The sequence below is a fragment of the Streptomyces sp. 2-1 genome (genome assembly GCF_048564895.1).
Taxonomy (GTDB): Bacteria; Actinomycetota; Actinomycetes; order Streptomycetales; family Streptomycetaceae; genus Streptomyces; species Streptomyces phaeochromogenes.
The window spans coordinates 9372609-9397424 of sequence record NZ_CP183383.1 but is presented as its reverse complement, the minus strand read 5'-3'; the positions used below and the strand labels follow the sequence as shown (position 1 = coordinate 9397424).

General features: G+C 70.6%; 26 protein-coding genes. 18 read left to right on the top strand and 8 right to left on the bottom strand.

The genetic code is table 11. From position 1 onward, the window contains the following. Together ACN20J_RS41225 and ACN20J_RS41220 are read right to left on the bottom strand one after the other, a co-directional pair. On the bottom strand, positions 1 to 756 hold the full coding sequence (locus ACN20J_RS41225; RefSeq protein ID WP_190227351.1) for a GntR family transcriptional regulator: 756 nt from the start codon (positions 754 to 756) through the stop codon (positions 1 to 3). A gap of 92 nt (positions 757 to 848) precedes the next feature. Next, positions 849 to 1484: a polysaccharide deacetylase family protein gene (locus ACN20J_RS41220; protein WP_419667928.1), complete on the bottom strand. Its 636-nt coding sequence runs from the start codon at positions 1482 to 1484 to the stop codon at positions 849 to 851. A gap of 470 nt (positions 1485 to 1954) precedes the next feature. Between ACN20J_RS41220 and ACN20J_RS41215 the strand changes: the two genes are divergently transcribed. The 4 genes from ACN20J_RS41215 to ACN20J_RS41200 all read left to right on the top strand — a co-directional run bounded on the left by ACN20J_RS41215 (position 1955) and on the right by ACN20J_RS41200 (position 5150). Further along, positions 1955 to 2827 carry a helix-turn-helix domain-containing protein gene (locus ACN20J_RS41215; RefSeq protein ID WP_419667927.1) on the top strand — a complete coding sequence of 291 codons (873 nt, stop codon included), beginning with the start codon at positions 1955 to 1957 and terminating at the stop codon, positions 2825 to 2827. 105 nt (positions 2828 to 2932) lie between these two features. Continuing rightward, a complete protein-coding gene (locus tag ACN20J_RS41210) occupies positions 2933 to 3997 on the top strand; it encodes a Rieske 2Fe-2S domain-containing protein (RefSeq protein WP_419667926.1) in 1065 nt (354 codons plus the stop codon). Then, positions 3994 to 4209 (top strand): hypothetical protein, encoded by a 216-nt coding sequence (locus ACN20J_RS41205; RefSeq protein WP_361900820.1) that lies wholly within the window; start codon positions 3994 to 3996, stop codon positions 4207 to 4209. The genes ACN20J_RS41210 and ACN20J_RS41205 overlap by 4 nt, the downstream gene beginning before the upstream one ends. After that, positions 4206 to 5150, top strand: coding sequence for a PDR/VanB family oxidoreductase (locus ACN20J_RS41200; RefSeq protein ID WP_361996692.1), 945 nt, complete (start codon positions 4206 to 4208; stop codon positions 5148 to 5150). The genes ACN20J_RS41205 and ACN20J_RS41200 overlap by 4 nt, the downstream gene beginning before the upstream one ends. Positions 5151 to 5162: 12 nt before the next feature. On the opposite strand, the gene ACN20J_RS41195 is transcribed toward ACN20J_RS41200, so the two are convergent. After that, entirely contained in the window at positions 5163 to 5960 is a 798-nt protein-coding gene (locus tag ACN20J_RS41195; RefSeq protein ID WP_190227648.1) for an IclR family transcriptional regulator domain-containing protein, read from the bottom strand. A gap of 177 nt (positions 5961 to 6137) precedes the next feature. On the opposite strand from ACN20J_RS41195, the gene ACN20J_RS41190 reads away from it, so the two are divergent. The 4 genes from ACN20J_RS41190 to ACN20J_RS41175 are packed head-to-tail and all read left to right on the top strand — an operon-like array spanning position 6138 to position 9494. Then, positions 6138 to 7106: an ABC transporter substrate-binding protein gene (locus ACN20J_RS41190; RefSeq protein WP_419667925.1), complete on the top strand. Its 969-nt coding sequence runs from the start codon at positions 6138 to 6140 to the stop codon at positions 7104 to 7106. Continuing rightward, the gene (locus ACN20J_RS41185) at positions 7103 to 7876 is read left to right on the top strand and encodes an ABC transporter permease (RefSeq protein ID WP_189839586.1); all 774 of its coding nucleotides are present in this window, start codon (positions 7103 to 7105) and stop codon (positions 7874 to 7876) included. The genes ACN20J_RS41190 and ACN20J_RS41185 overlap by 4 nt, the downstream gene beginning before the upstream one ends. Continuing rightward, positions 7873 to 8652, top strand: coding sequence for an ABC transporter permease (locus tag ACN20J_RS41180; RefSeq protein WP_419667924.1), 780 nt, complete (start codon positions 7873 to 7875; stop codon positions 8650 to 8652). The genes ACN20J_RS41185 and ACN20J_RS41180 overlap by 4 nt, the downstream gene beginning before the upstream one ends. A gap of 35 nt (positions 8653 to 8687) precedes the next feature. Then, positions 8688 to 9494: an ABC transporter ATP-binding protein gene (locus tag ACN20J_RS41175; protein ID WP_189839759.1), complete on the top strand. Its 807-nt coding sequence runs from the start codon at positions 8688 to 8690 to the stop codon at positions 9492 to 9494. Positions 9495 to 9500: 6 nt separating this feature from the next. On the opposite strand, the gene ACN20J_RS41170 is transcribed toward ACN20J_RS41175, so the two are convergent. Beyond that, complete coding sequence (locus ACN20J_RS41170; RefSeq protein ID WP_190227344.1) at positions 9501 to 10157, bottom strand: hypothetical protein; 657 nt, start codon at positions 10155 to 10157, stop codon at positions 9501 to 9503. Between the two features lie 276 nt (positions 10158 to 10433). On the opposite strand from ACN20J_RS41170, the gene ACN20J_RS41165 reads away from it, so the two are divergent. The 4 genes from ACN20J_RS41165 to ACN20J_RS41150 are packed head-to-tail and all read left to right on the top strand — an operon-like array spanning position 10434 to position 14332. After that, entirely contained in the window at positions 10434 to 11093 is a 660-nt protein-coding gene (locus ACN20J_RS41165; protein ID WP_189839760.1) for a helix-turn-helix domain-containing protein, read from the top strand. A gap of 31 nt (positions 11094 to 11124) precedes the next feature. Further along, on the top strand, positions 11125 to 11655 hold the full coding sequence (locus tag ACN20J_RS41160) for a toxin-antitoxin system, toxin component (RefSeq protein WP_361996687.1): 531 nt from the start codon (positions 11125 to 11127) through the stop codon (positions 11653 to 11655). A gap of 15 nt (positions 11656 to 11670) precedes the next feature. Continuing rightward, the gene (locus tag ACN20J_RS41155; protein WP_419667923.1) at positions 11671 to 12912 is read left to right on the top strand and encodes an MAB_1171c family putative transporter; all 1242 of its coding nucleotides are present in this window, start codon (positions 11671 to 11673) and stop codon (positions 12910 to 12912) included. Beyond that, complete coding sequence (locus ACN20J_RS41150) at positions 12896 to 14332, top strand: NAD(P)/FAD-dependent oxidoreductase (RefSeq protein WP_190227343.1); 1437 nt, start codon at positions 12896 to 12898, stop codon at positions 14330 to 14332. Before ACN20J_RS41155 ends, ACN20J_RS41150 begins: the two co-directional genes overlap by 17 nt. 32 nt (positions 14333 to 14364) lie before the next feature. Here the strand turns inward: ACN20J_RS41150 and ACN20J_RS41145 are convergent, their stop codons facing one another. Beyond that, positions 14365 to 15408, bottom strand: a complete 1044-nt coding sequence (locus tag ACN20J_RS41145; RefSeq protein ID WP_364184225.1) for an alpha/beta fold hydrolase — start codon at positions 15406 to 15408, stop codon at positions 14365 to 14367. A gap of 241 nt (positions 15409 to 15649) precedes the next feature. On the opposite strand from ACN20J_RS41145, the gene ACN20J_RS41140 reads away from it, so the two are divergent. Next, entirely contained in the window at positions 15650 to 15877 is a 228-nt protein-coding gene (locus ACN20J_RS41140; RefSeq protein WP_055614757.1) for a hypothetical protein, read from the top strand. Between the two features lie 165 nt (positions 15878 to 16042). Here the strand turns inward: ACN20J_RS41140 and ACN20J_RS41135 are convergent, their stop codons facing one another. Both ACN20J_RS41135 and ACN20J_RS41130 read right to left on the bottom strand, forming a co-directional pair. Then, positions 16043 to 16741: a 4'-phosphopantetheinyl transferase family protein gene (locus ACN20J_RS41135; RefSeq protein WP_419667922.1), complete on the bottom strand. Its 699-nt coding sequence runs from the start codon at positions 16739 to 16741 to the stop codon at positions 16043 to 16045. Beyond that, positions 16689 to 17594: a metallophosphoesterase family protein gene (locus ACN20J_RS41130; protein ID WP_190227340.1), complete on the bottom strand. Its 906-nt coding sequence runs from the start codon at positions 17592 to 17594 to the stop codon at positions 16689 to 16691. Before ACN20J_RS41130 ends, ACN20J_RS41135 begins: the two co-directional genes overlap by 53 nt. Positions 17595 to 17838: 244 nt before the next feature. On the opposite strand from ACN20J_RS41130, the gene ACN20J_RS41125 reads away from it, so the two are divergent. The 5 genes from ACN20J_RS41125 (at position 17839) to ACN20J_RS41105 (ending at position 23891) form a co-directional block, all read left to right on the top strand. After that, a complete protein-coding gene (locus tag ACN20J_RS41125; protein WP_419667921.1) occupies positions 17839 to 19785 on the top strand; it encodes an HAD-IIIC family phosphatase in 1947 nt (648 codons plus the stop codon). Beyond that, positions 19782 to 20009 carry a phosphopantetheine-binding protein gene (locus tag ACN20J_RS41120; protein ID WP_307519734.1) on the top strand — a complete coding sequence of 76 codons (228 nt, stop codon included), beginning with the start codon at positions 19782 to 19784 and terminating at the stop codon, positions 20007 to 20009. Before ACN20J_RS41125 ends, ACN20J_RS41120 begins: the two co-directional genes overlap by 4 nt. Continuing rightward, the gene (locus tag ACN20J_RS41115; protein ID WP_419667920.1) at positions 20006 to 20770 is read left to right on the top strand and encodes a 2-oxo acid dehydrogenase subunit E2; all 765 of its coding nucleotides are present in this window, start codon (positions 20006 to 20008) and stop codon (positions 20768 to 20770) included. The genes ACN20J_RS41120 and ACN20J_RS41115 overlap by 4 nt, the downstream gene beginning before the upstream one ends. Before the next feature lie 202 nt (positions 20771 to 20972). Next, positions 20973 to 22154, top strand: coding sequence for an ATP-grasp domain-containing protein (locus ACN20J_RS41110; RefSeq protein WP_190227336.1), 1182 nt, complete (start codon positions 20973 to 20975; stop codon positions 22152 to 22154). Between the two features lie 63 nt (positions 22155 to 22217). Continuing rightward, a complete protein-coding gene (locus ACN20J_RS41105) occupies positions 22218 to 23891 on the top strand; it encodes a carbohydrate binding domain-containing protein (RefSeq protein WP_190227335.1) in 1674 nt (557 codons plus the stop codon). Positions 23892 to 23919: 28 nt separating this feature from the next. Here ACN20J_RS41105 and ACN20J_RS41100 read toward each other — a convergent pair whose 3' ends face one another. Beyond that, positions 23920 to 24792: a sulfotransferase family protein gene (locus ACN20J_RS41100; RefSeq protein ID WP_259333523.1), complete on the bottom strand. Its 873-nt coding sequence runs from the start codon at positions 24790 to 24792 to the stop codon at positions 23920 to 23922. Positions 24793 to 24816: the final 24 nt, after the last annotated feature.

The following is a 24816-nucleotide window of genomic DNA, read 5'->3' as shown; positions in this document are numbered from 1 at the left end:
TCAGCCGCTGAGATGGGTCGTGAACGAGAACCGGTCCCCCCGGAACAGCGTCCGCACCCGCTCCAGCGGCTGCCCGTCGGTGTCCCGTGAAACGCGGTGGATCAGCAGCATCGGAAGGGCCGGCGGGGTGCCGATGAGGAGGGCCTCTCGCGGGGTGGCGAGCACCGTCTCGATGCGTTCGTCGGCGTCTCCGAAGGCGATGCCCTGCTGGTGGAGGTAGGCGTAGAAGGAGGAGTCGGGGTCGAAGTCGGCGTCCAGGCGGGGAATGCGGGCCACCGAGACGTAGGTGCTCTCCAGCCCGACCCGCTCGTCGTCCGCGAGCAGCACGCGCTCCAGATGCCAGACCGGTTCGCCGCGCGTGAGCCCGGTCTCGGCGGCGAGCGCCTCGGGGCAGGGGAAGCGGTCGAGGGTGACGAGGTTTCGGCCAGGGGTTCGTCCCTGACGTCGTACGCCTTCGGTGTAGCTGGCGAGCGACAGCGGCTGCTCCAGTTTCGGGCCTGCGACGACCGTGCCGCGCCCCTGCCGGCGCAGCCGCCCCTCCAGCACCAGTTCACGGATCGCCTGCCGCACGGTCTCCCGCGCGACCTCGTACCGCTCGGACAGGTCCCGCTCGGTGGGGAGCAGCCCTCCCTCGCCGAGTTCGTCGACGAGGGCGGAGATCCGCGCCTTCACCGCGTAGTACTTCGGGATGCGGCCGTGCTCCGGAATTCCGGAGCGGACGGGGGCCGCGGGGTGCTGATCGTTCGGGTAGTCCACGCAGGGATCGTCGCAGATGGGGCGGGTGGATTTCCCGGCGGGTTTCCTGGCGGGTTCCTGGCGGGTTTCCTGGCGGGTTCCTGGCGGGTTTCCTATTCGAGGACGGTCCGCAGGTCGGTGATCCGGTATCCGTGGGCGTGGATGGCGTCGATGATGCGCGGGAGAGCCTGGACGTCGAGGGCGGGTCCGCGTCCCTGGGCCGTACCGACGTGCATCTGCACGATCACCCCGGGGGTCAGGGCGTTCACGACCCGGTCGACGACCTTCTGGACCGTCATACCGCCGGCGGTTCCGAGGTAGCCGTTGGTGTCGGTGGTGAACTCGATGTCCGCGAAGCCCAGTTCGTTGGCATGGGCGATGCCATCCGGGGTGGTGGCGCTGTAGGGGAAGCGGAAGAACGGGAGCGGTACCGCCCCGGTCGCCCGACGGATCGCCCGGTCGGCCCCCATGATCTCCTGCGTCGCCTCTTGGCGGGTGAGGTCCGCGAACTGCGGATGGCTGTAGGAGTGGTTGCCGATCCCATGCTCGGCCGCCATCAACCGGGCCGCACCGGGGTGGCGTTCGGCGAACCGGCCGGTCAGGAAGAACGTCGCAGGTACGTTCCGCCCGCGCAGCACCGTCAAGGCCGTCTCCACGCCGGTCTCGTCCCACGCCGCGTTGAACGTCAGCGCCACCAGTCGGCTCGTGGTGGGAATCCGGCGGACCTCCGAACCGTAGAGTCTCGCCACCGGTCCCGGATCCTCCCCGCGCACCGGCTTCGGGGCCACCCGGCATTCCGTCGCGGCGCCCGTATGCGGGCAACGGTCCGTGAGGGTGTGGCCGCTCGCAGGGTGGACCAGCCCCAGCACCAGGGCAGCGACGGCAACAGCGACAGCGACCGGCAGGCCGCCGAGGGCCAGGGGCCCTGATGGGACAGAACGCTTCATAGCCGAACATTGGCACCATTTGTTGCGCAGCACGGCGGTGACACCAGCAGTCGGCCGCGCACAGGCACGGGACACACGGCACAGGACACCTGGCGCCAGCGCTCCCTTCACACGTCAGCGAACCCTTCCGCACCGCTTGAAGTGTGGCAAATGCCAACGTAAGAGTCCGTTTCGGCACCTGCGATCACATCGGCATGGCGTGTGATCAACAATCCTTGCCGCATGGCAATCTGCGGTCCACCACAGGGACTTGGACCGGAGGTACATCGCGCGTGGCGGCAACGAGCAATCCCACCGTCAGGAGACGCCTTCTCGGGGCCGAGCTCCGCCGTCTCCGCATGGCCAGTGGACTGAAGAGCAAGGAAGTTGCCGAGCGACTCCTGGTCTCCCAGCCCAAGATCAGTCATCTGGAGAACGGCAACCGCGCCATCAGCCCTCGCGACGTTCGCGACCTGTGCGCGATCTACGGAGTGACGGACCGGGAGGTCATCGACTCCCTGATGGAGATGGCCAAGGAATCGGGCCCGCGGAGTTGGTGGCGCTCCTACGGCGACCTCTCCAACAGCGTCTACATCGGCCTGGAGGCGGACGCCGTCTCCCTCCACACCTACGACCCCATGGTGATCCCCGGCCTGCTGCAGACCCCCGCCTACGCCGAGGCCGTCATCGGCGAAACGATCCCCCTGCTCACCGCCGAACAGGCCGCCACGCGCCTCAAGGTGCGGCTGCGCCGTCAGCACCGGATCTACGACCCGGCCCGCCCCCTGCGCCTGTGGGTCGTCCTGGACGAATCGGCCCTGCGCCGCGTCGTCGGCAGCACCGACATCATGCGCGAACAACTGGAGCACCTCAGCGCACTCGGCGCCGAGCCGCACATCACCATGCAGGTCCTCCCCTACAGCGTGGGCGCTCACCCTGGCCTGTCAGGCCAGTTCTCCATCCTGAGGTTCGCCGACATCCACGAGGCAGGGGTGGTGTACCTGGAACGGTTCACCAGCGACCTCTGCCTGGAGAAACCGTCCGACGTGCAGCACTACAGCGTGATGTACGACCAGCTCCGGACCCGGGCCCTCGACCCTGACAACAGCCGTGACTTCCTGACCGACACCACCAAGTCGTACATCGACGGCGCGGGCGACCTGTAAGCGACTGACCAGGGATTTTCCGTCCGACGGAAGTCCTCTTGCCGGGGTGGAGGCGACAACGTCATGGTGTTGCCGACACGACGTCGACGAAGACGGGACCCGCCCATGCCGCACATGACCGCATTCGCCAGGAATCAGTGGTACGTCGCCGCCTACGCCCACGAGGTGGGGCGGGAGTTGCTCGGCCGGACGGTTCTCGGTGAGCCGCTCGTCTTCTACCGCACCGAGGACGACGGACGGCCGGTCGCCCTGCACGACCGTTGCGTGCACCGCCGCTACCCGCTCTCGGAGAGCGGGCTCGACGGCGACCGGATCGTCTGCGGCTATCACGGCTTCACGTACGACACGACGGGTACGTGCGTGTACGTGCCCGGTCAGAAACGCGTCCCCCGCACCGCCCGGGTCGCCTCGTACCCGGTGGTCGAGCAGGACGCCCTGATATGGGTGTGGATAGGCGACGCGGCCCTCGCCGATCCGGAGACCATTCCGCGGGCCCGGCACCTGGACTCCCCCGGCTGGGTCACGGTCAGCGGGATGGAGCCGATCGACGCCGACTACGGCCTCCTCGTCGACAACCTCCTCGACCTGTCCCACGAAACGTATCTGCACGGCGGCTACATCGGCACACCCGAGGTCGCCGAGACGCCGATCACCACCGAGGTCGACGAGGGCGCGGGCATCGTCCGGGTCAGCCGGCACATGGACGACGCCGAATGCCCGCCGTTCTACGCCAAGTCGACCGGTATCAGAGGGCGGATCACCCGCTGGCAGGACATCGAGTACCACGCGCCGTGTCTGTATCTGCTGCACAGCCGGATCGCCCCGGTCGGTGTGGTGCCCGAGGCGGACGGCAGAGATCCGAACGGCTTCCACACGGAGATCACGTACGCCATCACGCCGTCCGCCGACGGCAAGGTGTACGACTTCTGGATGGTCTCGCGCGACTGGGCGACCGACGACGCCGAGGTCACCGAGTTCCTGCGGGGCAACAACCACACCGTCGTGATGCAGGACGTCGACGCGCTCAACCTGCTGCAGAAGACGCTCGGCACGGAACGCACGGGCTACCAGGAGCTGAGCATCAACATCGACACCGGCGGTCTGGCCGCCCGCCGGATCCTCGCCCGGCTGGTCGAGGAGGGCGAGAAGCCCATGGAGAAGGTCCAGTGACCAGCCCGACCGGCGAGATCTACCGCATCGACTGGCTGCCGGGCACCGATGTGCTGCACGGCACCTGTCACTGCGGGGCCGAGCACAGCGCCGAGGACCCGATCGAGATGTGGGAGTGGATGCTCGGCCACCCCGAAGGACACACCCCGCGCGACCCGAACGTGCCGAACGGCCCACACGACCCGCACGTCCCCCAAGGAAACGGCTCATGACCTCCTACGAAGCCGAACTCGTCGTCGAGCGACGGGACTTGGCCGCCGAAGGCGTGCTCGCCCTCACCCTCCGCCATCCGCTCGGCGAGGAACTGCCGGCCTGGGAGCCGGGCGCCCACATCGATGTGGTCCTCGGCCCGGACCTGGAGCGGCAGTACTCCCTGTGCGGTGACCCGGCCGACCGGCGCTCCTGGCGCGTCGCGGTCCTGCGGGAACCCGACGGACGCGGCGGATCCGCCCATGTGCACGGGCAGTTGGAGGCGGGCGGCAAGGTCCGCGTGCGCGGCCCGCGCAACCACTTCGCCCTCCAGCCCTCGCCGCGCTACCGCTTCGTCGCGGGCGGCATCGGCATCACCCCGATCCTGCCGATGCTGGCGGAGGCCGAGGCGTCGGGCGCGGAGTGGACACTGCTGTACGGCGGCCGTACGCGCAACTCCATGGCGTTCGTCGAGGAGTTGAGCCCCTACGGGGACAAGGTGCGGATCGCCCCGCAGGACGAGGCCGGGCTGCTCGACCTCGCCGCCGAACTCGGCACCCCGCAGCCCGGCACGCTCGTCTACTGCTGCGGTCCCGGGCCGCTGCTGGACGCCGTGGAGGAGCGGTGCGCACAGTGGCCGAAGGGATCGCTGCACGTCGAGCGGTTCCAGCCCAAGGTCCAGGAGACGGGCGCGGACACGGAGTTCGAGGTGGTCCTGGAGCGGTCGGGTCGCACGCTCACCGTCCCCGCGGACGTCTCCGTGCTCGACACCGTACGGTCCGCGGGGGTCGAGGTGCTCTTCTCCTGCACCGAGGGCACCTGCGGGACCTGCGAGACGGACGTCCTCGAAGGCACCCCGGACCACCGGGACTCGGTCCTCACGGACGAGGAACGGGAGACCGGCGAGACCATGCTCATCTGTGTGTCCCGGTGCCGCGGGAAGCGCCTCGTGCTCGACCTGTGACGACCGCTACCGCTACCGCGTCTGCGACCCGACCCGCCGGACGGACCCCAGGTCCGCCTCGATCCGGGCGACCGTGGCCAGCAGATGCGGCAGCAGGTCACGGCGTACGGAGTCGACGGAGTTGCGGCTGGCGTGCACGGGGATGTTGACCGCGGCCACCACCTCGCCGTCCCGGTCCCGCACCGGGACGGCGACCGAGCGCAGCCCCTCCTCCAGCTCCTGGTCGACGATCGCGTACCCCTGACGGCGTACCCGGCGCAGTTCGGTGCGCAGCAGGTCGGCCGAGACGATCGTGCGGGCCGTCAGTGCGCGCAGGTCCGCGCGGACGAGCCGGGCGTCGATCTCCTCGTCGGGCAGCTGGGCGAGCAACACCCGTCCCACGGACGTCACATGGGCCGGGAAGCGGGTGCCGACCGTGATCGTCGCGGTCATGATGCGGCGGGTGGGCACCCGTGCCACGTACACGATGTCGTCGCCGTCGAGGACGCACAGGGACGACGACTCCCTTATCTGCGCGACGAGTTGCTCCAAATGCGGCTCGGCGAGCTCCGGCAGGGTGAAACTGGACAGGTACGAGTAGCCGAGTTCGAGGACGCGCGGGGTGAGCCGGAACATCCGCCCGTCCGTCGTCACGTATCCCAGGTCGAAGAGCGTCAGCAGGAAGCGGCGGGCCGCCGCGCGGGTGAGGTCGGTGTGCCGTGCCACCTCGCTGAGCGTCAGTTCCGGGTGCTCGGCGTCGAAGGCGCGGATGACCGCGAGGCCGCGCTCGAAGGAACGGACGAAATGAGGTTCGCGGGCTCCAGCAGGCATCATCGCCTCCACGGGACGCACGGGGGTGCGCACTGCGCACTCTAAGAGCACGGTTCTGTCAACGTCCTTGCGTGTCAAGAGCATTGACCAGGTCGCGGCGAGGTTCTACGTTCCCGCTGAGCACTTCTGTGCGGTCTGCGCACAGCCCGTCGAGGAACTGTCCCAGTAGGGGGAGTCATGCGTCGTCTGCTCATCGGCCTCGCGGCCGGAGCCGTGTTCGTCGCCGCGACGGCCTGCGGTTCGTCCGACTCCTCCGGGTCGGACGACGCCAAGGCGTCCGGCGGTACCACCACGATCAAGGCCGGCGTCATCCCCATCATCGACGTCGCGCCCCTCTATCTGGGCCAGTCGAAGGGCTTCTACAGCAAGCGCGGTATCAAGCTGTCGCTGACGAGCGCGCAGGGCGGCGCGGCGATCGTGCCCGGTGTCGTCTCCGGCCAGTTCGACTTCGGCTTCAGCAACATGACGTCCCTGCTGGTCGCCCAGTCCAAGAACATGCCGGTCAAGGCCGTGTCGAACGGTGTCGCGTCCACCGGCAAGCAGGGCGCCGACTTCGCGGAGCTCGCCGTGAAGAAGGGCAGCCCCCTCAAGTCCGCCAAGGACGTGGAGGGCAAGAAGGTCGCCGCCAACACGCTCAACAACATCTGTGACACCTCGGTCAAGGAGTCGGTCCGCAAGGACAGCGGCGACCCGTCCAAGGTCGAGTTCGTGGAGATGCCCTTCGACCAGATGCCGGCCGCGCTCGCGAACGGCCAGGTGGACGCGGCCTGTGTCGTGGAACCCGCGCTCGCCACCATCAAGTCCCAGGGCGGCACCAGCATCGCGTCGCTCTTCGTCGACGTGTCGCCCGACCTCACCGTGGCCATGTACTTCACCTCCCAGCAGTACGCGCAGAAGAACCCGGAGACGCTGAAGAAGTTCCAGGAGGCGACCGCCGAGTCCCTCGCCTATGCCGACAGCCACCCGGACGAGGCCCGCGAGATCATCTCCACGTACACGAAGATCCCGAAGAACCTCCTGGAGACGCTGACCCTGCCCCGGTGGCCGGCCGAGCCGAACCGCGCCTCCATCGAGCGGCTGTCCGAACTGGGCGTGCAGGACGGCCTGTTCAAGACGGCCCCGGACCTGGACAAGCTCCTTCCGTGAGGGGCACCAACGCCCTCCTGGGCGCGGCCGGGCTCGCGGCCTTCCTCGCACTCGGCGAGGCGGTGCCGCGGCTCGGCCTCGTCAAGGACGAGTACTTCCCGCCGACCAGCCGCATCGCCGACGCGCTCGCGACGGAGCTCGCCGACGAGGCCTTCTGGACCGCGCTCGGGGACACGCTCACCGGCTGGGCGATCGGGCTCACGATCGCGGTGACAGCCGGAATCCTGGCGGGAGTTCTGATCTCGGTCACGCCCTACCTCCGCGAGGCGACGGCCTCCACGATCGAGTTCCTGCGCCCGATCCCCTCGGTCGCCCTGATCCCGCTGGCCGTCCTGCTGTTCGGCACCGAACTGCGCTCGGTCCTCCTGCTGGTCGTGTACGCGTCCTTCTGGCAGGTCCTCGTCCAGGTCATGTACGGCGTCCGGGACGTCGACCCGGTCGCCGAGGAGACGGCCCGCTCCTACGGCCTCGGCACCTGGGCCCGGGTCCGGCACGTGCTCTGGCCGACGGCCCTCCCGTACGTCATGACGGGTGTGCGGCTGGCCGCGGCGGTGGCGCTGATCCTGGCCGTGACCGCCGAACTCGTCATCGGGGCACCGGGGTTGGGCGCGCGTATCGCCGTCGCCCAGACCTCGCAGGCCGTGCCGGAGATGTACGCGCTGGTGGTGGTCACCGGGCTGCTCGGGCTGCTGATCAACGTGGGCGCGCGGACCGTCGAGCGGCGGGCGCTGGCCTGGCACCAGTCGGTGCGCGGGGAGGTGGCGGTGTGAGGGGCGTCCTGCTGCGGGGGGTCTTCGTCGTCGCGCTGCCCGCGCTGCTGGTCGCGGGGTGGTGGGTCGCCTCGGACGACAGCACCGACGTCTACTGGCCGCCGCTGCGCACGATCCTCACCACCTTCCCGGACGTGTGGACGGGCGACCGGTGGCGCGACGACGTGCTGCCGAGCGTGCTGCGGCTGAGTGCCGGTTACGCGTGCGCGGCCGTCGTGGGCGTGGCGCTCGGCACGGTCATCGGGTCGTACCGCCGGGTACGGGCCGTGTGCGAGCCGGTGCTCGAGTTCCTGCGCGCGGTGCCGCCGCCGGTGCTCGTGCCGGTCATCATGCTGTTCGCGGGCATCGGGGACACGATGAAGATCGCCGTGATCGCGAGCGGCTGTGTCTGGCCGATCCTGCTCAACACTGTGGAGGGCGTCCGGGCGGTCGACTCCGTGATGTCGGAGACGGCCCGCTCGTACGGCATCACCGGGGTGGCCCGGCTGCGGCACGTGGTGCTGCGTTCGGCGAGCCCGCAGATCTTCGCGGGGCTGCGGCAGGCCCTGTCCATCGGCATCATCCTGATGGTCATCAGCGAGATGTTCGCCGCGAGCAACGGGCTCGGCTTCACCATCGTCCAGTTCCAGCGCGGCTTCGCCATCCCCGACATGTGGACCGGGATCCTGCTGCTCGGGCTGCTCGGCTTCGTCCTGTCGGTCGTCTTCCGGCTGGTCGAGCGGCGGGTGCTCGGCTGGTACCACGGTCTGCGCGATGTCTCCCGGCGGTCGTCGTGAACCTCTCGAACGTGAACCTCGCGAAAGGGCGCTCCATGCTCGACGTACGCGGCCTCCAGAAGGTCTACGAGGGGTCGGGCCGCCGGGTGGAGGCGGTGCGCGACCTCACCTTCACGGTCGAGGCCGGCGAACTGGTGTGTCTCGTCGGCCCGTCGGGCTGCGGCAAGACGACGCTGCTGAAGTGCGTGGGCGGACTGCTGGCGCCCACGGCGGGTGACGTGTTCCTCGGAGGCGAGCGGGTGACCGGGCCGCCGCCCGGGATGGCGGTCGTCTTCCAGGAGTACGGGCGCAGTCTCTTCCCCTGGATGCGGGTCCGCGAGAACGTCGAACTCCCCCTCAAGCAGAAGAAGTTGCCGAGCGTGAGGCGCCGCGAACTGGTCGCCGACGCGCTGGAGTCGGTCGGCCTCACCGACGCGGCGGGCGCGTACCCGTGGCAGCTGTCGGGCGGCATGCAGCAGCGGGTGGCGATCGCCCGCGCGCTCGCGTACGAGCCCGATGTGCTGCTCATGGACGAGCCGTTCGCGGCGGTGGACGCACAGACCCGCGCCGAACTGGAGGACCTGGTCCGGGGGTTGTGGCGGCAGCGGGGCATCACGATCCTCTTCGTGACGCACGACATCGACGAGGCGGTGTACCTCGGCGAGCGGGTGCTGATCCTGTCCTCCTCCCCGACGGTCGTCCAGGAGCAGCTGAAGGTCGATCTCCCGGCCGAGCGCGACCAGTTGCACACCCGGGTGGCCCCACGCTTCGCCGAGCTGCGGACCCATGTGTACGAGCAGATCCAGGCGGCGAAGCGCGGGACACCGGTCGACCGTGTGGTGAAGGACCAACGGCCCGCGTAACGGGGGCTACACCTCGGCGGCGGGCACCACGCTCAGGTGACTCGACGCGCGTCGCGTACGCCGCGCGGGCGCGCGGCGGGCCGCGCGCAGGACCAGCGTCAGCCGCGTATAGCCCATGCCCTGAAGGGTCTTGGTGGTCTCGCCGACGATGCGGCAGTCCGTACGGCCCCAGCGCGGGTCGGGATGGAGTAACGGCCGCACCGCGCCGTCGTGTTCCACGGCGTCCGGGCCGACCGAGCGGATCCAGTGCGGCAGGCCGTGCCGGTAGGCGGCGTCCATGATCGGGTCCTGGGCGATGTCCCGGAGGATCGACTGGAGTCCGTGGTCGTGACCGTGCCGCTCGACGGCGGCGGCGAAGTGCGCCAGCATCGGCAGACACCAGCTCGACTCGTGCTCGCCGAGGACCGTGCCCGCGTCCGGATGGAACAGGACGAACCGGAGGAAGTTGTCCCCCGGCATGGCGGTGGGGTGCGGGCCGACCCCGCGGAAAAGTGTCTCGAACGCACCGTTCGCCAGGACGACGTCCCAGCGGTGGTCGACGACGACGGAAGGAAAGGTCACGGCCTCCAGGAGCGCGGCATAGTCCTGGAGATACGCCTGGGCCTCACGACTCTCGGGGGCTGGTCGCGGCTGTGGCCGGGACCCTCCTGCCTGGTATGCCATCGGGAGGTCCACCCCTCTTGCCTATGCGGCCCTATCGCGGCGTCGTGATCCTGCTACCCCTGGTCGAGCGGTGTCAACTATCGTGGCATTTGACGCCCGTTGACGGCTGAATCCCGCCACAGTTGTGGCGAGACCTGGATGTCAGTTCGACCAAAGGGCTACTCTCCGGTCTTCGGGCGGTTCACTCCGCACTTCCGGAATTCCCACAGGGGCTTCACGTCCGAGGAATCCGGTTCCACCAGAGCGGTCGACAAGAGACGTAGGAGAGAAGTGTCGGTGACGGATGGCTTCGAGGTTCCGGGCGCCACGGCGACGGGTCTGCTGCCGGCCGTCGTGGCCCGAGTCACCGGGCTGGCCGACCGGCTCGGTGCGCCGCACGACGAGGTGTTCGACGTCCGGCGGCTGTCCGCGGCCTCCGGAGTCCCCGAGGTCGTGGTCAGATCCCTGCTCAACGGGCGGCCCGCGGGCGAGCCCGATCTCCAGGCCCGCTTCCTGCAACGGCTCGACCTGCTGCGCCGCACCCGGCTGAAGCCGGGCGGCCGCCGCTACACCCAGCAGGAGATCGCCGACGGCGCCGGAATGTCGCGCCAGCAGGCCGGCGCCCTCATCAACGGCGACCGGCGCCCCACGATGGAGCACTGCGACGCCATCCAGCGGTTCTTCCGCGTGCACGCCGGATTCCTCACCGCGGAGGACCCCGAGGCGCTCGCGGGCGCCCTCCAGCACACCGAGCAGGAGCTGTTGCAGCGGCTCGCGGACCGGGAGCGCGAGGCCGCGCCGGCTGTCGCCGACGATCCGCTGGAGCGGCTGCTGCAGGACCACGGCGTCCGTGGCATCGCCTGGCGGGCCGCACAGCTGCCCACCGACCAGCACCGGGACAAGGTCGCCGAGTGGCTGGACATGCTCTTGGAGAGCGTCAAGCGGCCCGAGTCGTGATCCGGGGGATTCTGTGGGCATAGGAAAGGACATGCGCCGTCTGTGCGGCGAGTTGGTCGACGAGCTCTCACTGCCGGCACCGGCGGAGCCCGCCGATCTGTACGCCGCGCTGTGCGACGCCATGAGCAGACGGCGCGGACGCCCGGTGCAGTTCCGCACGGCCGCGTTCCCGCCGGGCACCGCCAGCGGGCTCTGGCTCGACATGGCCGACCAGGACCTCGTGGTCGTCGAGGAACGCACCGCGCCCGACCACCAGTTGGTGATCCTCGGCCATGAGCTGTGGCACATGAACGCCGGGCACTGCAGCCACCACGTGGAGGGCGCGGCCGTCGCCGCCCGCATGCTCTCGGACGACGCCGACCTCCAGGCGACCGTCCTGAAGGTGGCGGCCCGCACGCGGTCGGACCTGGCGGACGAGAAGGACGCGGAGAGTTTCGGGTTGTTGCTGGCGAGCAAGTGCCGAGTGTGGCTTGCGGGTTCGTCGTTGCGCGGTCCCGTACGGCGTGAGGGTCTCGCCGGACGCATCGAGGCCACCCTGGGCTATCGCGGGCCGCAGGGCTGAGGGCGCCGGAACACCGTGGACGGGTCCAGCTACTACATTCCCGCCGTCGCCATGTCGGCGGCCCTCATGTTCAAGGCGCCCGCGCTGTCGCGGTCCTGGCGCGACCCGCTGCTGCGCTCGGTGTGCACGCTGATGGCGCTGGCCGGGCTGGTGTTCTTCTTCGCGGCCCCGCCGACCATCGGTGAGGTCAACGACGTCATCGGGATCACGAACGTCTCGGCGCCGCTGGTCTACTGCCTGCTCAGCGCCTTCAGCGCCGCCTGTCTGGTGCTGATCGTCAACTGGCGTGGCGGGCCGGCGGAGTCGACCCGCCGGGTGTCACGCCGCTGGATCATCGGCTACAGCGTCGTGATCGTGGCGCTGGTCGTGCTGTTCGTCCTCGGCGACGCGCCGGTGGAACGGCTGGTGGACTTCGACACGTACTACGCCAACGAGCCGTTCGTCCGCGAGATGATCGTGCTCTATCTCGTGGCGCTGACCGTCTCGGGTGTCGCGATGAGCGTCATGTGCGGGCGCTGGGCACTTCAGGTGCAGGGGTGGCTGCGGGCCGGGCTGCTGATCATCGTGGCCGGCTATCTGTTCAACATCGCCTATCTGACCACCAAGTTCACCGCGGTGATCGCCCGTTGGAACGGCGCGAACCTCGACTACCTCAGCTCCGACGCCGCCCCCGTACTCGCTTCCACCGGGGTGCAGATCAGCGCGATCGGCTTCTGTTTCCCCCTGGCCTGCCAGCGGGTCGGCGACACCTGGTCCACCTGGTCGACGTACCGCCGTCTCGGCCCGCTGTGGCGCGAGCTGAAGCCGGTCTCGCCGCACGCGGCCCACGGGGTCCGCATGTCGTGGTGGTCCCCGGCCGAACTCCAGGTCACCCAGCGGGAGTCGGACATCCACGACGGCATGCTCAGCCTGTATCCCTACTTCGACACGGTGGTGCGCGCGAACGCCTACGACGCGGCGCTCGCGTCGGGCTCCGATCCCGCCCAGGCGCAGGCCGAGGCCGACGCGGCGATGGTGACGGCGGCCGTCCGGGCGCGGGCCGCCGACCCGGACGGCAGGGTCATCGACAAGGCGGAGACGGCCGACACCCCGGCCCCCGCCCCCTCGCCGGCCGCCGTATCTCCGTCCATGTCCACCGAGGGACCGCGCGACCTCGTGCGGATGTCCATCGCGCTGCGTCAGTCCCCCGTCGTCGCGGCTGCCCGAGGGCAGTACGCGACCAGGTCAGAGAGCGACTTCCATGAGCGAACCAACTAGCGCCAAACCGGGAACGGCCCCCAGACGTGCCGTCGTGATCGGCGGTGGAATGGCCGGCATGCTGGCCGCCGCCGCGCTCAGCGAGTACGCCGACGTCACCGTCGTCGAGCGCGATGTGCTGCCGGACGGGCCCGAGCCGCGCAAGGGGCTCCCCCAGGCGCGCCACGTCCACGTCGTGTGGTCCGGTGGTGCCCGTGCGATGGAGGAGCTGCTGCCCGGCGTCACCGACGGGTGGCTCGCCGCCGGTGCCCGTCGCATCTCGCTGCCGACGGGTCTTGTCTCCATGCAGCCGCGGGGCTGGTTCCGCCGGTGGCCCGAGATGCAGTTCATGATCGCCTGCAGCCGTGACCTCCTCGACTGGGTGGTCCGCGAGCGGGTCGCGCGCAACGCCCGCGTCACCGTGCTGCCGCGTACCGAGTTGCTCGGTCTGGAGGGTGACGCGCGGCGCGTGACCGGTGTGCGGGTCCGGACGGTGGGGGGCGAGGAGAGCGTCCTGGCGGCCGATCTGGTCGTGGACGCCGCCGGGCGCGGTTCGCGGGCGATCAAATGGCTCGACGAGCTGGGTGTGTCCCCGGCCCCGATGGAGGAGGTCGACTCCGGACTCGCGTACGCCAGCCGGATCTTCCGGGCGCCCGAGGGCACCGAGGACTACCCCCTGGTGAACGTGCAGTCGGACGCGCGGCAGCCCGTCCCCGGGCAGACCACGACCATCGTGCCGATCGAGGGAGGCCGCTGGCTGGTGACCCTTTCGGGCACGCGGGGCGGTCAGCCCACCGGCTCCGCCGAGGAGTTCGAGACGTTCGCCCGCGGGGTCAGGCATCCGGTCGTCGGCGAACTCATCGCCCACGCCGAGCCGCTGTCGGACGTCTTCGTCACCCGCAGCACCGTGAACCGCCGCCACCTGTTCGAGAAGGTCAAGGACTGGCCCGAGGGCTTCGTCGCGATCGGTGACTCGGTCGCCACGTACAACCCGGTGTACGGGCACGGGCTGTCGGTGGCCGCACAGGGTGCCGTGGCGATGCGCGAGCTCCTGGCCGAGTACGGGATCGCCACGCCCGGGCTGGCCCGGCGTGTGCAGCGCGCCGTGGCCCGGCCGGTCTCCACCGCCTGGGACCTGGCCACCGGCACCGACATCCTCTACCCCGACGCCATCGGCGAGCAGCCGGGCCTCACGGACAAGCTCCTGGGCCGCTACATCGACCGCCTCATGCTCACGGCGACCGCCCGCCCGCTGGTCACTCAGGCGTTCTTCGACGTGGTGACGCTGTCCAAGCCCCTCAGCGCGCTGGTCCAGCCCGCCGTCGTCATCGCGGTGCTCCGGGGCCCACGCCGGACGCCCCTCGCCGATCCGCCGCTGTCGGACAAGGAGCGGGACGCGGTCCTCGGCGCACCGGAGCCGTCGGGGGCACGCGAGGGCTGACCGCGCCCCCTGGGCGCGGCCCTACGCGGCGGTCACGTCGCGCTGCGCTCGCTCGCCTCCCTCAGGTCCCGCTCCACCGCCCGGCTGCGGGCCGTGTCCGGCCGGCCCGCGGCGGTGCCCGGGCGGCCGGCGCGCAGGAGGTCGCTCCAGTGTTCGCGGCTCCAGTCGGCGGGGCTGGTGGTGCCGGTGAACTCCTCGACGAGGGAGAGGAAGCGGGCCGGGTCGGTGTGGAAGGGGAAGTGCCCGGCGCCCTCGAAGATCTCCAGGCGGCTGCCGGGCATGGCCTCGTGCGCCCCGTACGCGTGCCGTACGGGGACCACGCTGTCGCGGTCGCCCCACATCAGCATCGTCGGCATGCCCTGGGTGAGGTAGCAGCGGTCGAGCATCGTCACGACCTGGCCGCGCCAGTCGACCACCGCCCGCAGCGTACGGATGAACGCGCTGCGCGAGGTCGCGTCGGGCAGGGCGTCCACGAGGGTCAGCAACTCCGGCGCGTCCTGGCCCAGGTCGGTGTCGAGGAGCCTCATCAGATGGGCGACCAGCCCCACTTGGATCCGCATCCCGGGCAGCCGCAGCGCGGCCAGGGCCAGGTCGGCGCCGGGCAGCGAGACCGCCCGCAGGACCGGGTTCACCTCGCGGCCCACGCCGCCGGCGCTGACCAGGATCAGCCGCTCGGTGCGTTCGGGGAACTGGTATGCGAACTGCATCGCGACACCGCCGCCGAGCGAGTGCCCGATCAGCGTGGCCTGCTCGATGCCGAGGGTGGAGAGCAGATCGCGCAGCCCGTTGGCGTACGCGGCCACCGAGTAGTCGGCCCGGGGCTTGTCCGAGGCACCGTGGCCGAGGAGGTCGGGGGCGATCACCGTGTGGGTGCGGGCGAGATCGGGGATGAGCTCGGCCCAGGTCGCCGAGGAGTCGCCGATGCCGTGGATCAGGACGAGTGCCGGGCCCTCGCCCGCCATCCGGTAGGCGCGGCGGTAGCCGTGCACCACTCGGTGGTGCAGCCGCAGCTCCCCGTCGCCCACCGAGCGCAGCCGTGCGGTGGGCCTCGGGTGCTGTCGCGGGACGTCGACCACGGGCTCGCCTCCCCTCACCGGGCCGCCGGGAGTACGGCTCCAGGCCCTGGCTTCCAGCGTAGGACCCTTGTCCGACAAGGGATTTCCGTGATGTTTCCCCTCCGCTAACCGGGCGAACCGACGCGTACCGAAAGGGCATTGTCAGTGGCGGACGGCAAGCTGGACCCAGCGCCACCGCTGTGCGGGGGCGAGTGAACCGCCACAAGCGCTGCTGCCGAGCCGAACCGGGGAGAGCCGTCCGATGCCGACCGCCGTACTGACCGATCACGAACGCACCGCCGTGCAGGCCTATCTGCGCCTGTTGCAGACGGTCCGGGCCGCCATGGACGGCCCTCCCGGCACGGGCCGACCACCCGTCGTGCCGCCCGCCGCCCTCGCCGAGGCGGAGCGCGCGCTGGCCGCGGCGGGGCTCACGGGCAACGAGGAGGCGTTCTTCCGCCTGCTGCACACCTGGTGCCCGGAGGTCTGATGAGCCACCGTCAGCCCTTCGACGGAGGCGGGACGGCCCGGATGATCCAGATGGGCCGGACGGGCCGGACGAACCCGCCGAACCCGCGTTTCGCGTCCGTCGCATCCGTCGCGGCGCGCCCGGCCCTCCGCAGACCGCCGTCCGGGGACGCGAACGTGAACGCGCTCAGTCCTGCGCGTGCGGCACGGTCACCGCGGTCGCCACGAGTCCCCGGCGTACGGTCCAGCGGCCGTCGAAGTGCCCGATCCGCCGGCCGTCGACCACCGGCCCGGGCACGAGGAGCCGGGCACGGAGGCCTCCTGACGTGGTGTGTCCGGAATCCATGAAGACGTCGATGTCCGCCTCGGAGAAGTCGAGCCACTTCCCGGTGAGGGGGAACCACGCCTTGTAGACCGACTCCTTGGCGCTGAACAGGAGCCGGTCCCAGTGGACGCCGGGGTGCCGCTCGGCGAGGCCGCGCAGCCGCCGGTCCTCGTCGGGCAGCGCCACGGACGCCAGCACGTTGTCCGGGAGCGGCAGATGGGGCTCCGCGTCGATGCCGATCGAGGCCAGATCGGTGGCGCGGGCCAGCGCCGCGGCGGCGTAGCCCTCGCAGTGCGTCATGCTGCCGATCAGCCCGGCGGGCCACTGCGGGGCTCCCCGCTCACCGGGCAGCACGGCCTGCGGGGGCACGCCGAGCTTCTCCATGGCGTGCCGGGCACAGCCGCGGACGACGGTGAACTCGCGGCGCCGTTTCTCGACGGCGCGCGAGATCAGCGCCTGTTCCTCGGGATAGAGCTCGGGGTACGGCGTCGTGCCGCCGGGCCGCTCGTCACCGTGCGCCTCCACGGCCACGACCGACTCCGGGAGCAGCTCCTCGATCACCGGATCCGACCTCCATCGGCAGAATGCGGCGCAGCTTGCCCGGCGGTTCCGAGCGCTTGCGCCACTCGCGGGGGTAACCCACCGACACCTCTTCGAAGCGGACGCCGTCGAGCCAGGTGGTGCGGGGAATGTGCAGGTGGCCGTAGACCATGGCCGCGACGCGGTACGTGCGGTGCCAGTCCGCGGTGAGCCCGGTGCCGCACCACATGGCGAACTCCGGGTACCAGAGGACCTCCGTCGGGTGGCGGTCCAGCGGGTAGTGGTTGACCAGGACCGTCGGCAGGTCGGCGGGGATCTCCGCGAGCCGGCGCTCGGTCTCGGCCACCCGGGCCCGGCACCAGTCCTCACGGCTCGGGTACGGGTCGGGGTGCAGGAAGTGCTCGTCCGTGCAGACGACGCCGGTCCCGTGGGCGTACGTGAGCCCCTCTTCCTTGGTCGCGCAGCCCGCGGGCAGGAACGAGTAGTCGTAGAGGAGGAAGAGCGGCGCGACGGCGACCGGTCCGCCGGGACCCTCCCACACGGGGTACGGGTCCTCCGGGGTCGTCACTCCCAGCTCGCGGCAGACCTCCACGAGGTGCTCGTAGCGGGCCACTCCGCGCAGGGTGACGGTGTCCTTGGGATGGGTCCACAGCTCGTGGTTGCCGGGTGCCCAGATCACCTTGCGGAAGCGGGAGGCGAGCGTTTCGAGGGCCCAGCGGATGTCGGCCACCGTCTCCGCGACGTCGCCGGCCACCAGGAGCCAGTCGTCGTCGGTCTCGGGGCGCATCTGTTCGACGAGGGCGCGGTTCTCGGCGTATCCGATGTGCAGGTCGCTGATGGCCAGCAGCCGGCCCGGACGGTCAGCCGTCGTCACCCTCGCCCCCTCCGTGGACCGGAAACGCCCCTCGGCGTGCCCGGATGGGACCACAAGAACACATGCCGCCTCCACGGTACAAGAGCGGCTTTAGCGGCCCCGCCGACGATGTGACCACGGCAGGCCTTCCTGGTGCGGGTCCGTTCTGGCCGCTCGCGCTCCGCGGCGGAGCCGCGGATGTCGGCGCCCCGCGCCCCCGAACGGGGTGCCGAGCCCAAGGAGAACGAGGAGAGCAAGGAGATCCATGGCAGGCGCATCCGGCTCCGAACGTCCGGTGAAGAGCGGGCCTTCGACGTTGCTCGATCTGCACCGTGCAGGGCGGCTCGTCCCTGAGTATCCCGGCGTTCGGCGGCTGCTCGACGGGGCCTCGGACGCCGAACTCGCCCGCGCCGGGCAGCTGTTGGCGCGGCTCGATCCGGACGAGGTGCTGGCGGAGCATCCGGCCGTCCCGGTCGTGAGCGTCGCCGTCACCGGGCACGGGACGCTGGCACCGCTGCTGCCGTCCCTGACCGTCGAACTGGCCCGCCACGGGCTGCTGTTGAGGCCACATCTCGCGGACTTCGACGCGTACGTCTTCGACCTCGCCGACCCGGGCGGTGAGCTGTACGGGGCCGATCTGGCCCTCTGTGTGCTGGACCCGATGGTGGTCTTCGACGAGGTCCCCGTGCCCTGGGGGCCCGAGGACGTGGAGCGGGTCGCGCGGGAGCGGATCGGGACGTTGGCGGGACTGGTCGCGCGGTTCGCGGAGTCCGCGCGCGGGACGCTCGTCCTCAACACCCTGCCGTTGCCGAGGCGGTTCGCCGCGCAGCTCGTCGACCACCGGTCGCGGGCGCGGCTCGGGGCGGTGTGGCGGGAGGCCAACTCACGGCTGCTGCGGCTGGCCGAAGAGCACGAGCGGGTCGTCGTCCTCGACCTGGATCCGCTGGTCGGCGAGGGCGTGCCCGTGGTCGAGCCGCGACTGAGCCAGTACACCAGGACGCACCTCTCCCCCGCGCTGCTCGCCGCGTACGCCCGTGAGATCGGGCATCTGGCCCGGCATCGGGCCGGACAGGGCAAGAAGGCCCTCGTCCTGGACCTGGACGGCACGCTGTGGGGCGGGATCCTCGGCGAGGACGGCCCGGACGGCATCGAGACCGGAACCGACGGCACGCACCGCGGCGGGGCCCATCACGCGTTCCAGCGGGTCGTCGGACAACTCGCCGCGCAGGGCGTGCTGTTGGCCGCCGTCAGCAAGAACGACCCCGAACCGGTCGGCGAGGTCCTGCGCGGGCATCCCGGCATGTTCCTGCGCGAGGGCGACTTCGTCCGGGTCGTCGCCAACTGGCGGCCCAAGCACGACAACCTCGCCGAACTCGCCGACGCGCTCAACCTGGGCGTGGACAGCTTCGTGTTCGTGGACGACAGCCCCTACGAGTGCGGGCTCGTCCGCCACGAGCTGCCAGGCGTCTCCGTCGTACCCGTGAACGGCGAACCGGCCCTGCACATCGAGGCGTTGCTGCGCGACGGCTGGTTCGACGCCCCCGAGCTGACCCGCGAGGACGTCACACGGGTCGCCCAGTACCGCGACGAGCTGGTCCGCAAGGACTTCCTCGACAGCTTCGACTCCCTCGACGAATACCTGCGGCAGCTGCGGGTCGAGGTCCACCTCGTCGAGGCCGGCCCGGCCGAGGTGGCCCGGCTCTCCCAACTGACCCTGCGGACCAACCAGTTCAACCAGACGACCCTGCGGTTGGGGCCCGCCGAGGTGCGTGCCCTCCTCGACGATCCGGCGGCGCGTGTCCTCGCCGTCCGGGCCGCCGACCGCTTCGGGGACAACGGCGTCGTGGGCGCGGTGTTCACGCACCGGCACGGCGACACCGTCCACATCGACAACTTCCTGCTCAGCTGCCGGGTGTTCTCCCGAGGCATCGAGCAGACCGCGCTCTGTGCCGTGCTGCGACACGCCCGCGCACACGGCGCCCGGGCGGTGCGCGCGAACCACCGGGCCACATCGAAGAACACCAAGGTCAGGGACTTCTACCCGAGGAACGGCTTCGTCCGGGTCCCGGACGAGAACACGGCACTCACCCGCATGACGGCCATCGACCAGGGCGACGGCACGACCGTGACGTACGAGCACGGCCTCGGGGTCCTGCCCGTGCCGCCCGCGCACGTCCATTTCACCGAGATCCCGGGAGACGACGGCTCGTGAACTCCATCGACGACTTCCTCATCCTCCTCCAGGACGACCTCGGCCTGCCGGTGACCGGCGCGGACGTCGGCGCGGGGCTCGACCGGGTGCCCGGCTGGGACTCCGTGCACCTGCTCTCGCTCCTCGCGCTCCTGGAGCGTACGACCGGCCGTGCGCTCCCCCTGGCGGAAGCGCTGGAGGCCGGCAGCCTGGAGGAGATCTACGCGCTGGCGGTGGCCTCGTGAGGATCTCACCGGTCGCGCGCGAGCGCCGCCACACCCTGGCCTTCCTCGACGGCATCCGGTCCTTCGCGCCGGTGTTCCTCGGTACGTCGGTCGACATGGGCAACGTACGGGAGCACCGCGCCGGGCAGCCGTCGGGGCGCCGGATCTCCACGGTCACGTACGTGCTCCATGTGGCCGCGCGGGTGCTGGCCGCGCACCCGGAGGCGAACGCCGCGCTCCGGGGCCGGTCCAGGGTCGCCCGGTACGACGGTGTGCACGGCAAGTTCACGCTCGACCGCACGCTGGGCGGTCGCCGGGTGGTGCTGTCGGCCGTGCTGCCGGATCTGGAGCGGGCCGGGCTCGGCGAGATCCAGGAACGTGTCGACCACTTCCGGGACGGCGACCCCGCGACGATGCCGGAGTTCGCCGGCGTCCGCGCGCTCCAGCGGCTGCCCTGGCCGCTGCGCACCCTCGCCTACCGTGCCGCGACCCGCCCCCTGCGCAGGCGGGCCTCGATGACGGGCACGTTCGCGGTGAGTTCGCTCGGCCACCGTCCCGTGGAGGCGTTCCACTCGGTCGGCGGGACCACGATCACGCTGGGGCTCGGCGCGACCGCCGACCGGCCCGCGGTCCGTGACGGGAGGGTCGTCGTCGCTCCGGTGCTGCCGCTGAGCCTCACCTTCGACCACCGTGTGATCGACGGGGCCGAGGCGGCGGACGTGCTCGCCGAGATCAAGGAGGGCCTGGAGTCCTTCAAGGGGAGCGGGGTACAGGGGGCCTGACGTGCCTCAGGAGCACCGGCGGGCCCGTCCCGGGGATTCTGTAACACGCACGTAGCAGCGAGCACGCCGCGGAAGCCCTATGATCGGCCCTACACAACCGCCACGGACTCCCGTTTTCGAACGGCGGTTTTGTGTACCCATTTACTCCTTTGCCGAGCACGGCCTGCTTCGTCGTGCCCGCGAACCCTGAAAGGCGGCCTGCATGGTCTCTCGCGTACGCGTCTGGCTCAACCGCACGTACGCGGAGAACGTGTTCTTCATGGATCAGCTACGGCGAAATCCGTGCGGCAGGGCCGTCGAGATCCACGCCACCCACGGCGACGCCGACTCCCCCATCCTCGCCGCCGCCGACGCGGCCGCGCTGGAGCCGGAGGGGCTGTCCCCGGCGGCCTACGTCGAGTACGCGCTCGACCAGTGCGCCCGGCACTCCATCGACGTGTTCGTGCCGGTCCTGCACCAGGCGACGCTCGTCGAGCACCGCGAGGAGTTCGCCGCGGTCGGTACGGCGCTGCTCGCGCCGCCCGCGGAGGCCGTGCACACCTTCCAGGACAAGGTGATCGCGTACGAGGCGGTCGAGAAGCTCGGCATTCCGGCACCGCCGTGGTGGCGGGTGCGGACCGCGGAGGAGCTGGTCACGGCGGTCGACGCGCTGGAGGCTGACGGCCACAAGGCGTGCTTCAAGCCGGCCTCCGGGGCGGGCGGCGTCGGTTTCCGCATCATCACGCGGACCCCGTTCTCCCTGATGCACCTGAACGGCTTCCCCAGCCCGTACGTTCCGCTGGACATGGTCGTCGAGGCGCTGGAGCAGGCCGACGAGCCGGTGGACTGGCTGGTCATGCCGCGTCTGGAGCAGCCGGAGGTGTCCGTGGACTGCCTGACCGGTCCGGACGGGCGGGTACGGATGGCCGTGGGCCGGACCAAGAACGGCCGGCGGCGCGGCTTCACGCTCGACCCCCAGTGGATCGAGCCGTCCCGGCTGCTCGCGGAGTCCTTCGGGCTGCACTACCTGACGAACATTCAGTTCCGGATGCTCGGTGACGAGCCGGTCCTCATGGACGTGAACACGCGCCCGGCGGGCGGCCTGCACCAGCTCTCGCAGTGCGGCATCAACGCCCCTTGGGCGGCGGTGCGGTTGGCGCTCGGCGAGGAGCCCGGCGACGTGGTCCCGCCGTTCCTCGGACAGGACTACACGGTGGTCGCGGGACCGCGTGCGGTACGGCCGGTGTCGCTGCCGCAGCAGCGCGCGGAGCTGGACCTCCCCGTCCCCTCGGCCGCGACCACGACCGCCGCGGAGCCCGCCGCCGACGCACACTCGGAGCAGACCGCTCAGGCGACTCATCCGGCCCAGGCGGCACAGACTTCGGACAGTCCCTTGACAGTCTGATTGGTCCATACCAACTTGGTGAGCGTGCAACTCCCGTACCCCCCATACGTTCAGGGAGATCACGTGCGCCTCAGACGTTCCAGAAACCGTTTCCTCGCGCTGCTCGCTTCGGCCGCCCTGGCACTCGCCGGGGCGGTCGCCCTGCCCGGCACCGCCCAGGCGGCCAACCTGCTCTCCAACCCCGGCTTCGAGTCGGGCGGCCTCTCCCCCTGGTCCTGCTCGGGCAACCTCGGCTCGATCGTGTCGAGCCCGGTCCACGGGGGCACCAAAGCCCTTGCGGGCGCGGCGAGTTCGAGTGACATCGCCAAGTGCAGCCAGACCGTGTCGGTCCAGCCGAACACCGCGTACCGCCTGACGGGCTGGGTGCGCGGCAACTACGCCTACCTGGGCGTGGACGGCGGGCCGTCGACCTGGACCCAGTCCCCCTCCGCCTACAGCCAGTTGACCGTGCCGTTCACCACCGGCGCGTCGCAGACGAGCGCGACGATCTACACGCACGGCTGGTACGCGCAGGGCACCTACCAGGCCGACGACATCAGCCTCGACGGTCCCGGCGGCGGCTCGGACACCCAGGCGCCGACGGCTCCCTCGACCCTGCGCTCCACCGGGAAGACCTCGTCGAGCGTGTCGCTGGCGTGGAACGCGTCGAGCGACAACGTGGGCGTCACCGCGTACGACATCTACAGCGGTGCGAACCAGGTGCTCAGTGTCTCCGGGACCAGTGCCACGGTCAGCGGGCTCTCGCCGAGCACCGCGTACACGTTCACCGTGCGGGCCCGGGACGCTGCCGGGAACCGGTCGGCCGCCTCCAACTCCCTTGCTGTCACGACCGATCCGGGCGGTGGCGGGGGTACCGGCTTCAAGCAGGCCGCGCCCTATCTGTACCTCGGCTGGGGTGACCCGCCGAGCGCCCCGTCGGTGATGGGCTCGACCGGCGTGAAGTGGTTCACGATGGCGTTCATCCTCTCCTCGGGCGGCTGCAACCCGGCCTGGGACGGTTCGCGTCCGCTGACCGGCGGCAACGACCAGTCCGTCATCAACTCCATCCGCTCGGCGGGCGGCGACATCGTCCCGTCCATCGGCGGCTGGAGCGGCAACAAGCTGGGACCGAACTGCTCGACACCGGAGGCGCTCGCAGGCGCGTACCAGAAGGTGATCGACGCGTACGGGCTGAAGGCGATCGACGTCGACATCGAGAACACCGACGAGTTCGAGAACGAGGTCGTCCAGGACCGGATTCTCAACGCCCTGAAGATCGTCAAGCAGAACAACCCGGGGCTGCGGACGATCATCACCTTCGGCACGTCGACGACCGGCCCGAGCTACTGGGGCAACCGGCTCATCGAGCGGGCCTCGGCACTGAACGCCAACATCGACGTCTTCACCATCATGCCGTTCGACTTCGGCGGCGGCGCCGACATGTACGGCAACACGGTGAACGCGACGGAGGGGCTGAAGACCAAGCTCAAGTCGGTGTTCGGCTGGGACGACGCCACGGCCTACGCGCACATCGGCATCTCCGGCATGAACGGGCTGAGCGACCAGCAGGAGCTCACCTCGCCGGCGACCTGGACGCAGATCCGCGACTGGGCGAACTCCCACCACATCGCCCGCCTCGCCTTCTGGTCGGTCAACCGCGACCGGCCGTGCCCGGGCGGCGGCGTGGTCAGCAACTGCTCCGGCATCAGCCAGAGCAACTGGCAGTTCACATCGATCACGGCGGGCTTCACCGGCTGACGCCGACGGCTCCCGCGGGGGTACCCGGTCAGCCGACCGGGTACCCCCACTCCTTCGCCAACTCGGCCAGGCGCGGCGGCAGTTCGGCCGTCGGGTCGGCCGGGCGGGCCTGCTGGATGCGGCCCGACCTGATCGTGGGGCTCCAGTCGCCGAGCTGGGGGCGGAAGTCGCCGTGGTCCTTGTCGCCGTAGTCGAGCATCGTGCTCTCCCAGGGGACACCGAGGTACTGGCACAGGCCGCGGGTGGTCCGCTCCGGGTGGGCGGTGAGGTCCTCGTACGTCATCACGTGGGCGTCGAGGGTGCGGCGGGCCTCGTCCAGTTTCTCGCTGTAGTCGAGGACCTCGGCGCGGATCTGTTCGTGGTCCGGGTCGGTGCGGCGGTCGGTGAGCGAGGCGACGACCGCGCCGGGGTGGCGGAGCAGCACGATGTAGCGGGCGTTCGGCCAACATCGGTGCAGGCGCGGCCACATGAGGGTGTTCGGCGGGGTCTTGTCGACGATGATCTGCTTGCCGCTGCGGGCGAGTTCCAGGTGCAGCACCCGGTCCCACAGCACATGCTCCAGCTCGTCCTTGTCGAGTTCGAGCGCCTTCATGGCGTCGGCGGTGAAGTCGCGCGACAGGTTGATGTGCAGGGTGCGCAGATGCATCTCGTGCGGGGCGCGGATCCTGCTGTGGCTGTTCAGCAGGACCCTCAGGAGGGTCGAGCCCGAGCGTACGGAGGAGAGGACGAAGACCGGCGAGTCCACCAGCCGCGGGGCGGGCGGGGCGGTGTACGAGTCCCCGTCGGTCCTGGGCGCGGGCATGGCGTCGAGGCTCCGGCGCGGCGGGCTCACCGCCTGTGCCATCAGCCTTCCCCTGCGCCTCAGCCCTTTGCCGATCGCGGACATTCGCGGGTCTCGCACGGTGACACCTTTCTCTCGCACTGC

Coding starts and splice junctions, on each gene's coding strand:
- ACN20J_RS41210 (WP_419667926.1), top strand. CDS start 2,933: ATGCCGCACATGACCGCATTCGCCAGGAATCAGTGGTACGTCGCCGCC.
- ACN20J_RS41200 (WP_361996692.1), top strand. CDS start 4,206: ATGACCTCCTACGAAGCCGAACTCGTCGTCGAGCGACGGGACTTGGCC.
- ACN20J_RS41195 (WP_190227648.1), bottom strand. CDS start 5,960: ATGCCTGCTGGAGCCCGCGAACCTCATTTCGTCCGTTCCTTCGAGCGC.
- ACN20J_RS41190 (WP_419667925.1), top strand. CDS start 6,138: ATGCGTCGTCTGCTCATCGGCCTCGCGGCCGGAGCCGTGTTCGTCGCC.
- ACN20J_RS41175 (WP_189839759.1), top strand. CDS start 8,688: ATGCTCGACGTACGCGGCCTCCAGAAGGTCTACGAGGGGTCGGGCCGC.
- ACN20J_RS41170 (WP_190227344.1), bottom strand. CDS start 10,157: ATGGCATACCAGGCAGGAGGGTCCCGGCCACAGCCGCGACCAGCCCCC.
- ACN20J_RS41160 (WP_361996687.1), top strand. CDS start 11,125: ATGCGCCGTCTGTGCGGCGAGTTGGTCGACGAGCTCTCACTGCCGGCA.
- ACN20J_RS41150 (WP_190227343.1), top strand. CDS start 12,896: ATGAGCGAACCAACTAGCGCCAAACCGGGAACGGCCCCCAGACGTGCC.
- ACN20J_RS41140 (WP_055614757.1), top strand. CDS start 15,650: ATGCCGACCGCCGTACTGACCGATCACGAACGCACCGCCGTGCAGGCC.
- ACN20J_RS41125 (WP_419667921.1), top strand. CDS start 17,839: ATGGCAGGCGCATCCGGCTCCGAACGTCCGGTGAAGAGCGGGCCTTCG.
- ACN20J_RS41110 (WP_190227336.1), top strand. CDS start 20,973: ATGGTCTCTCGCGTACGCGTCTGGCTCAACCGCACGTACGCGGAGAAC.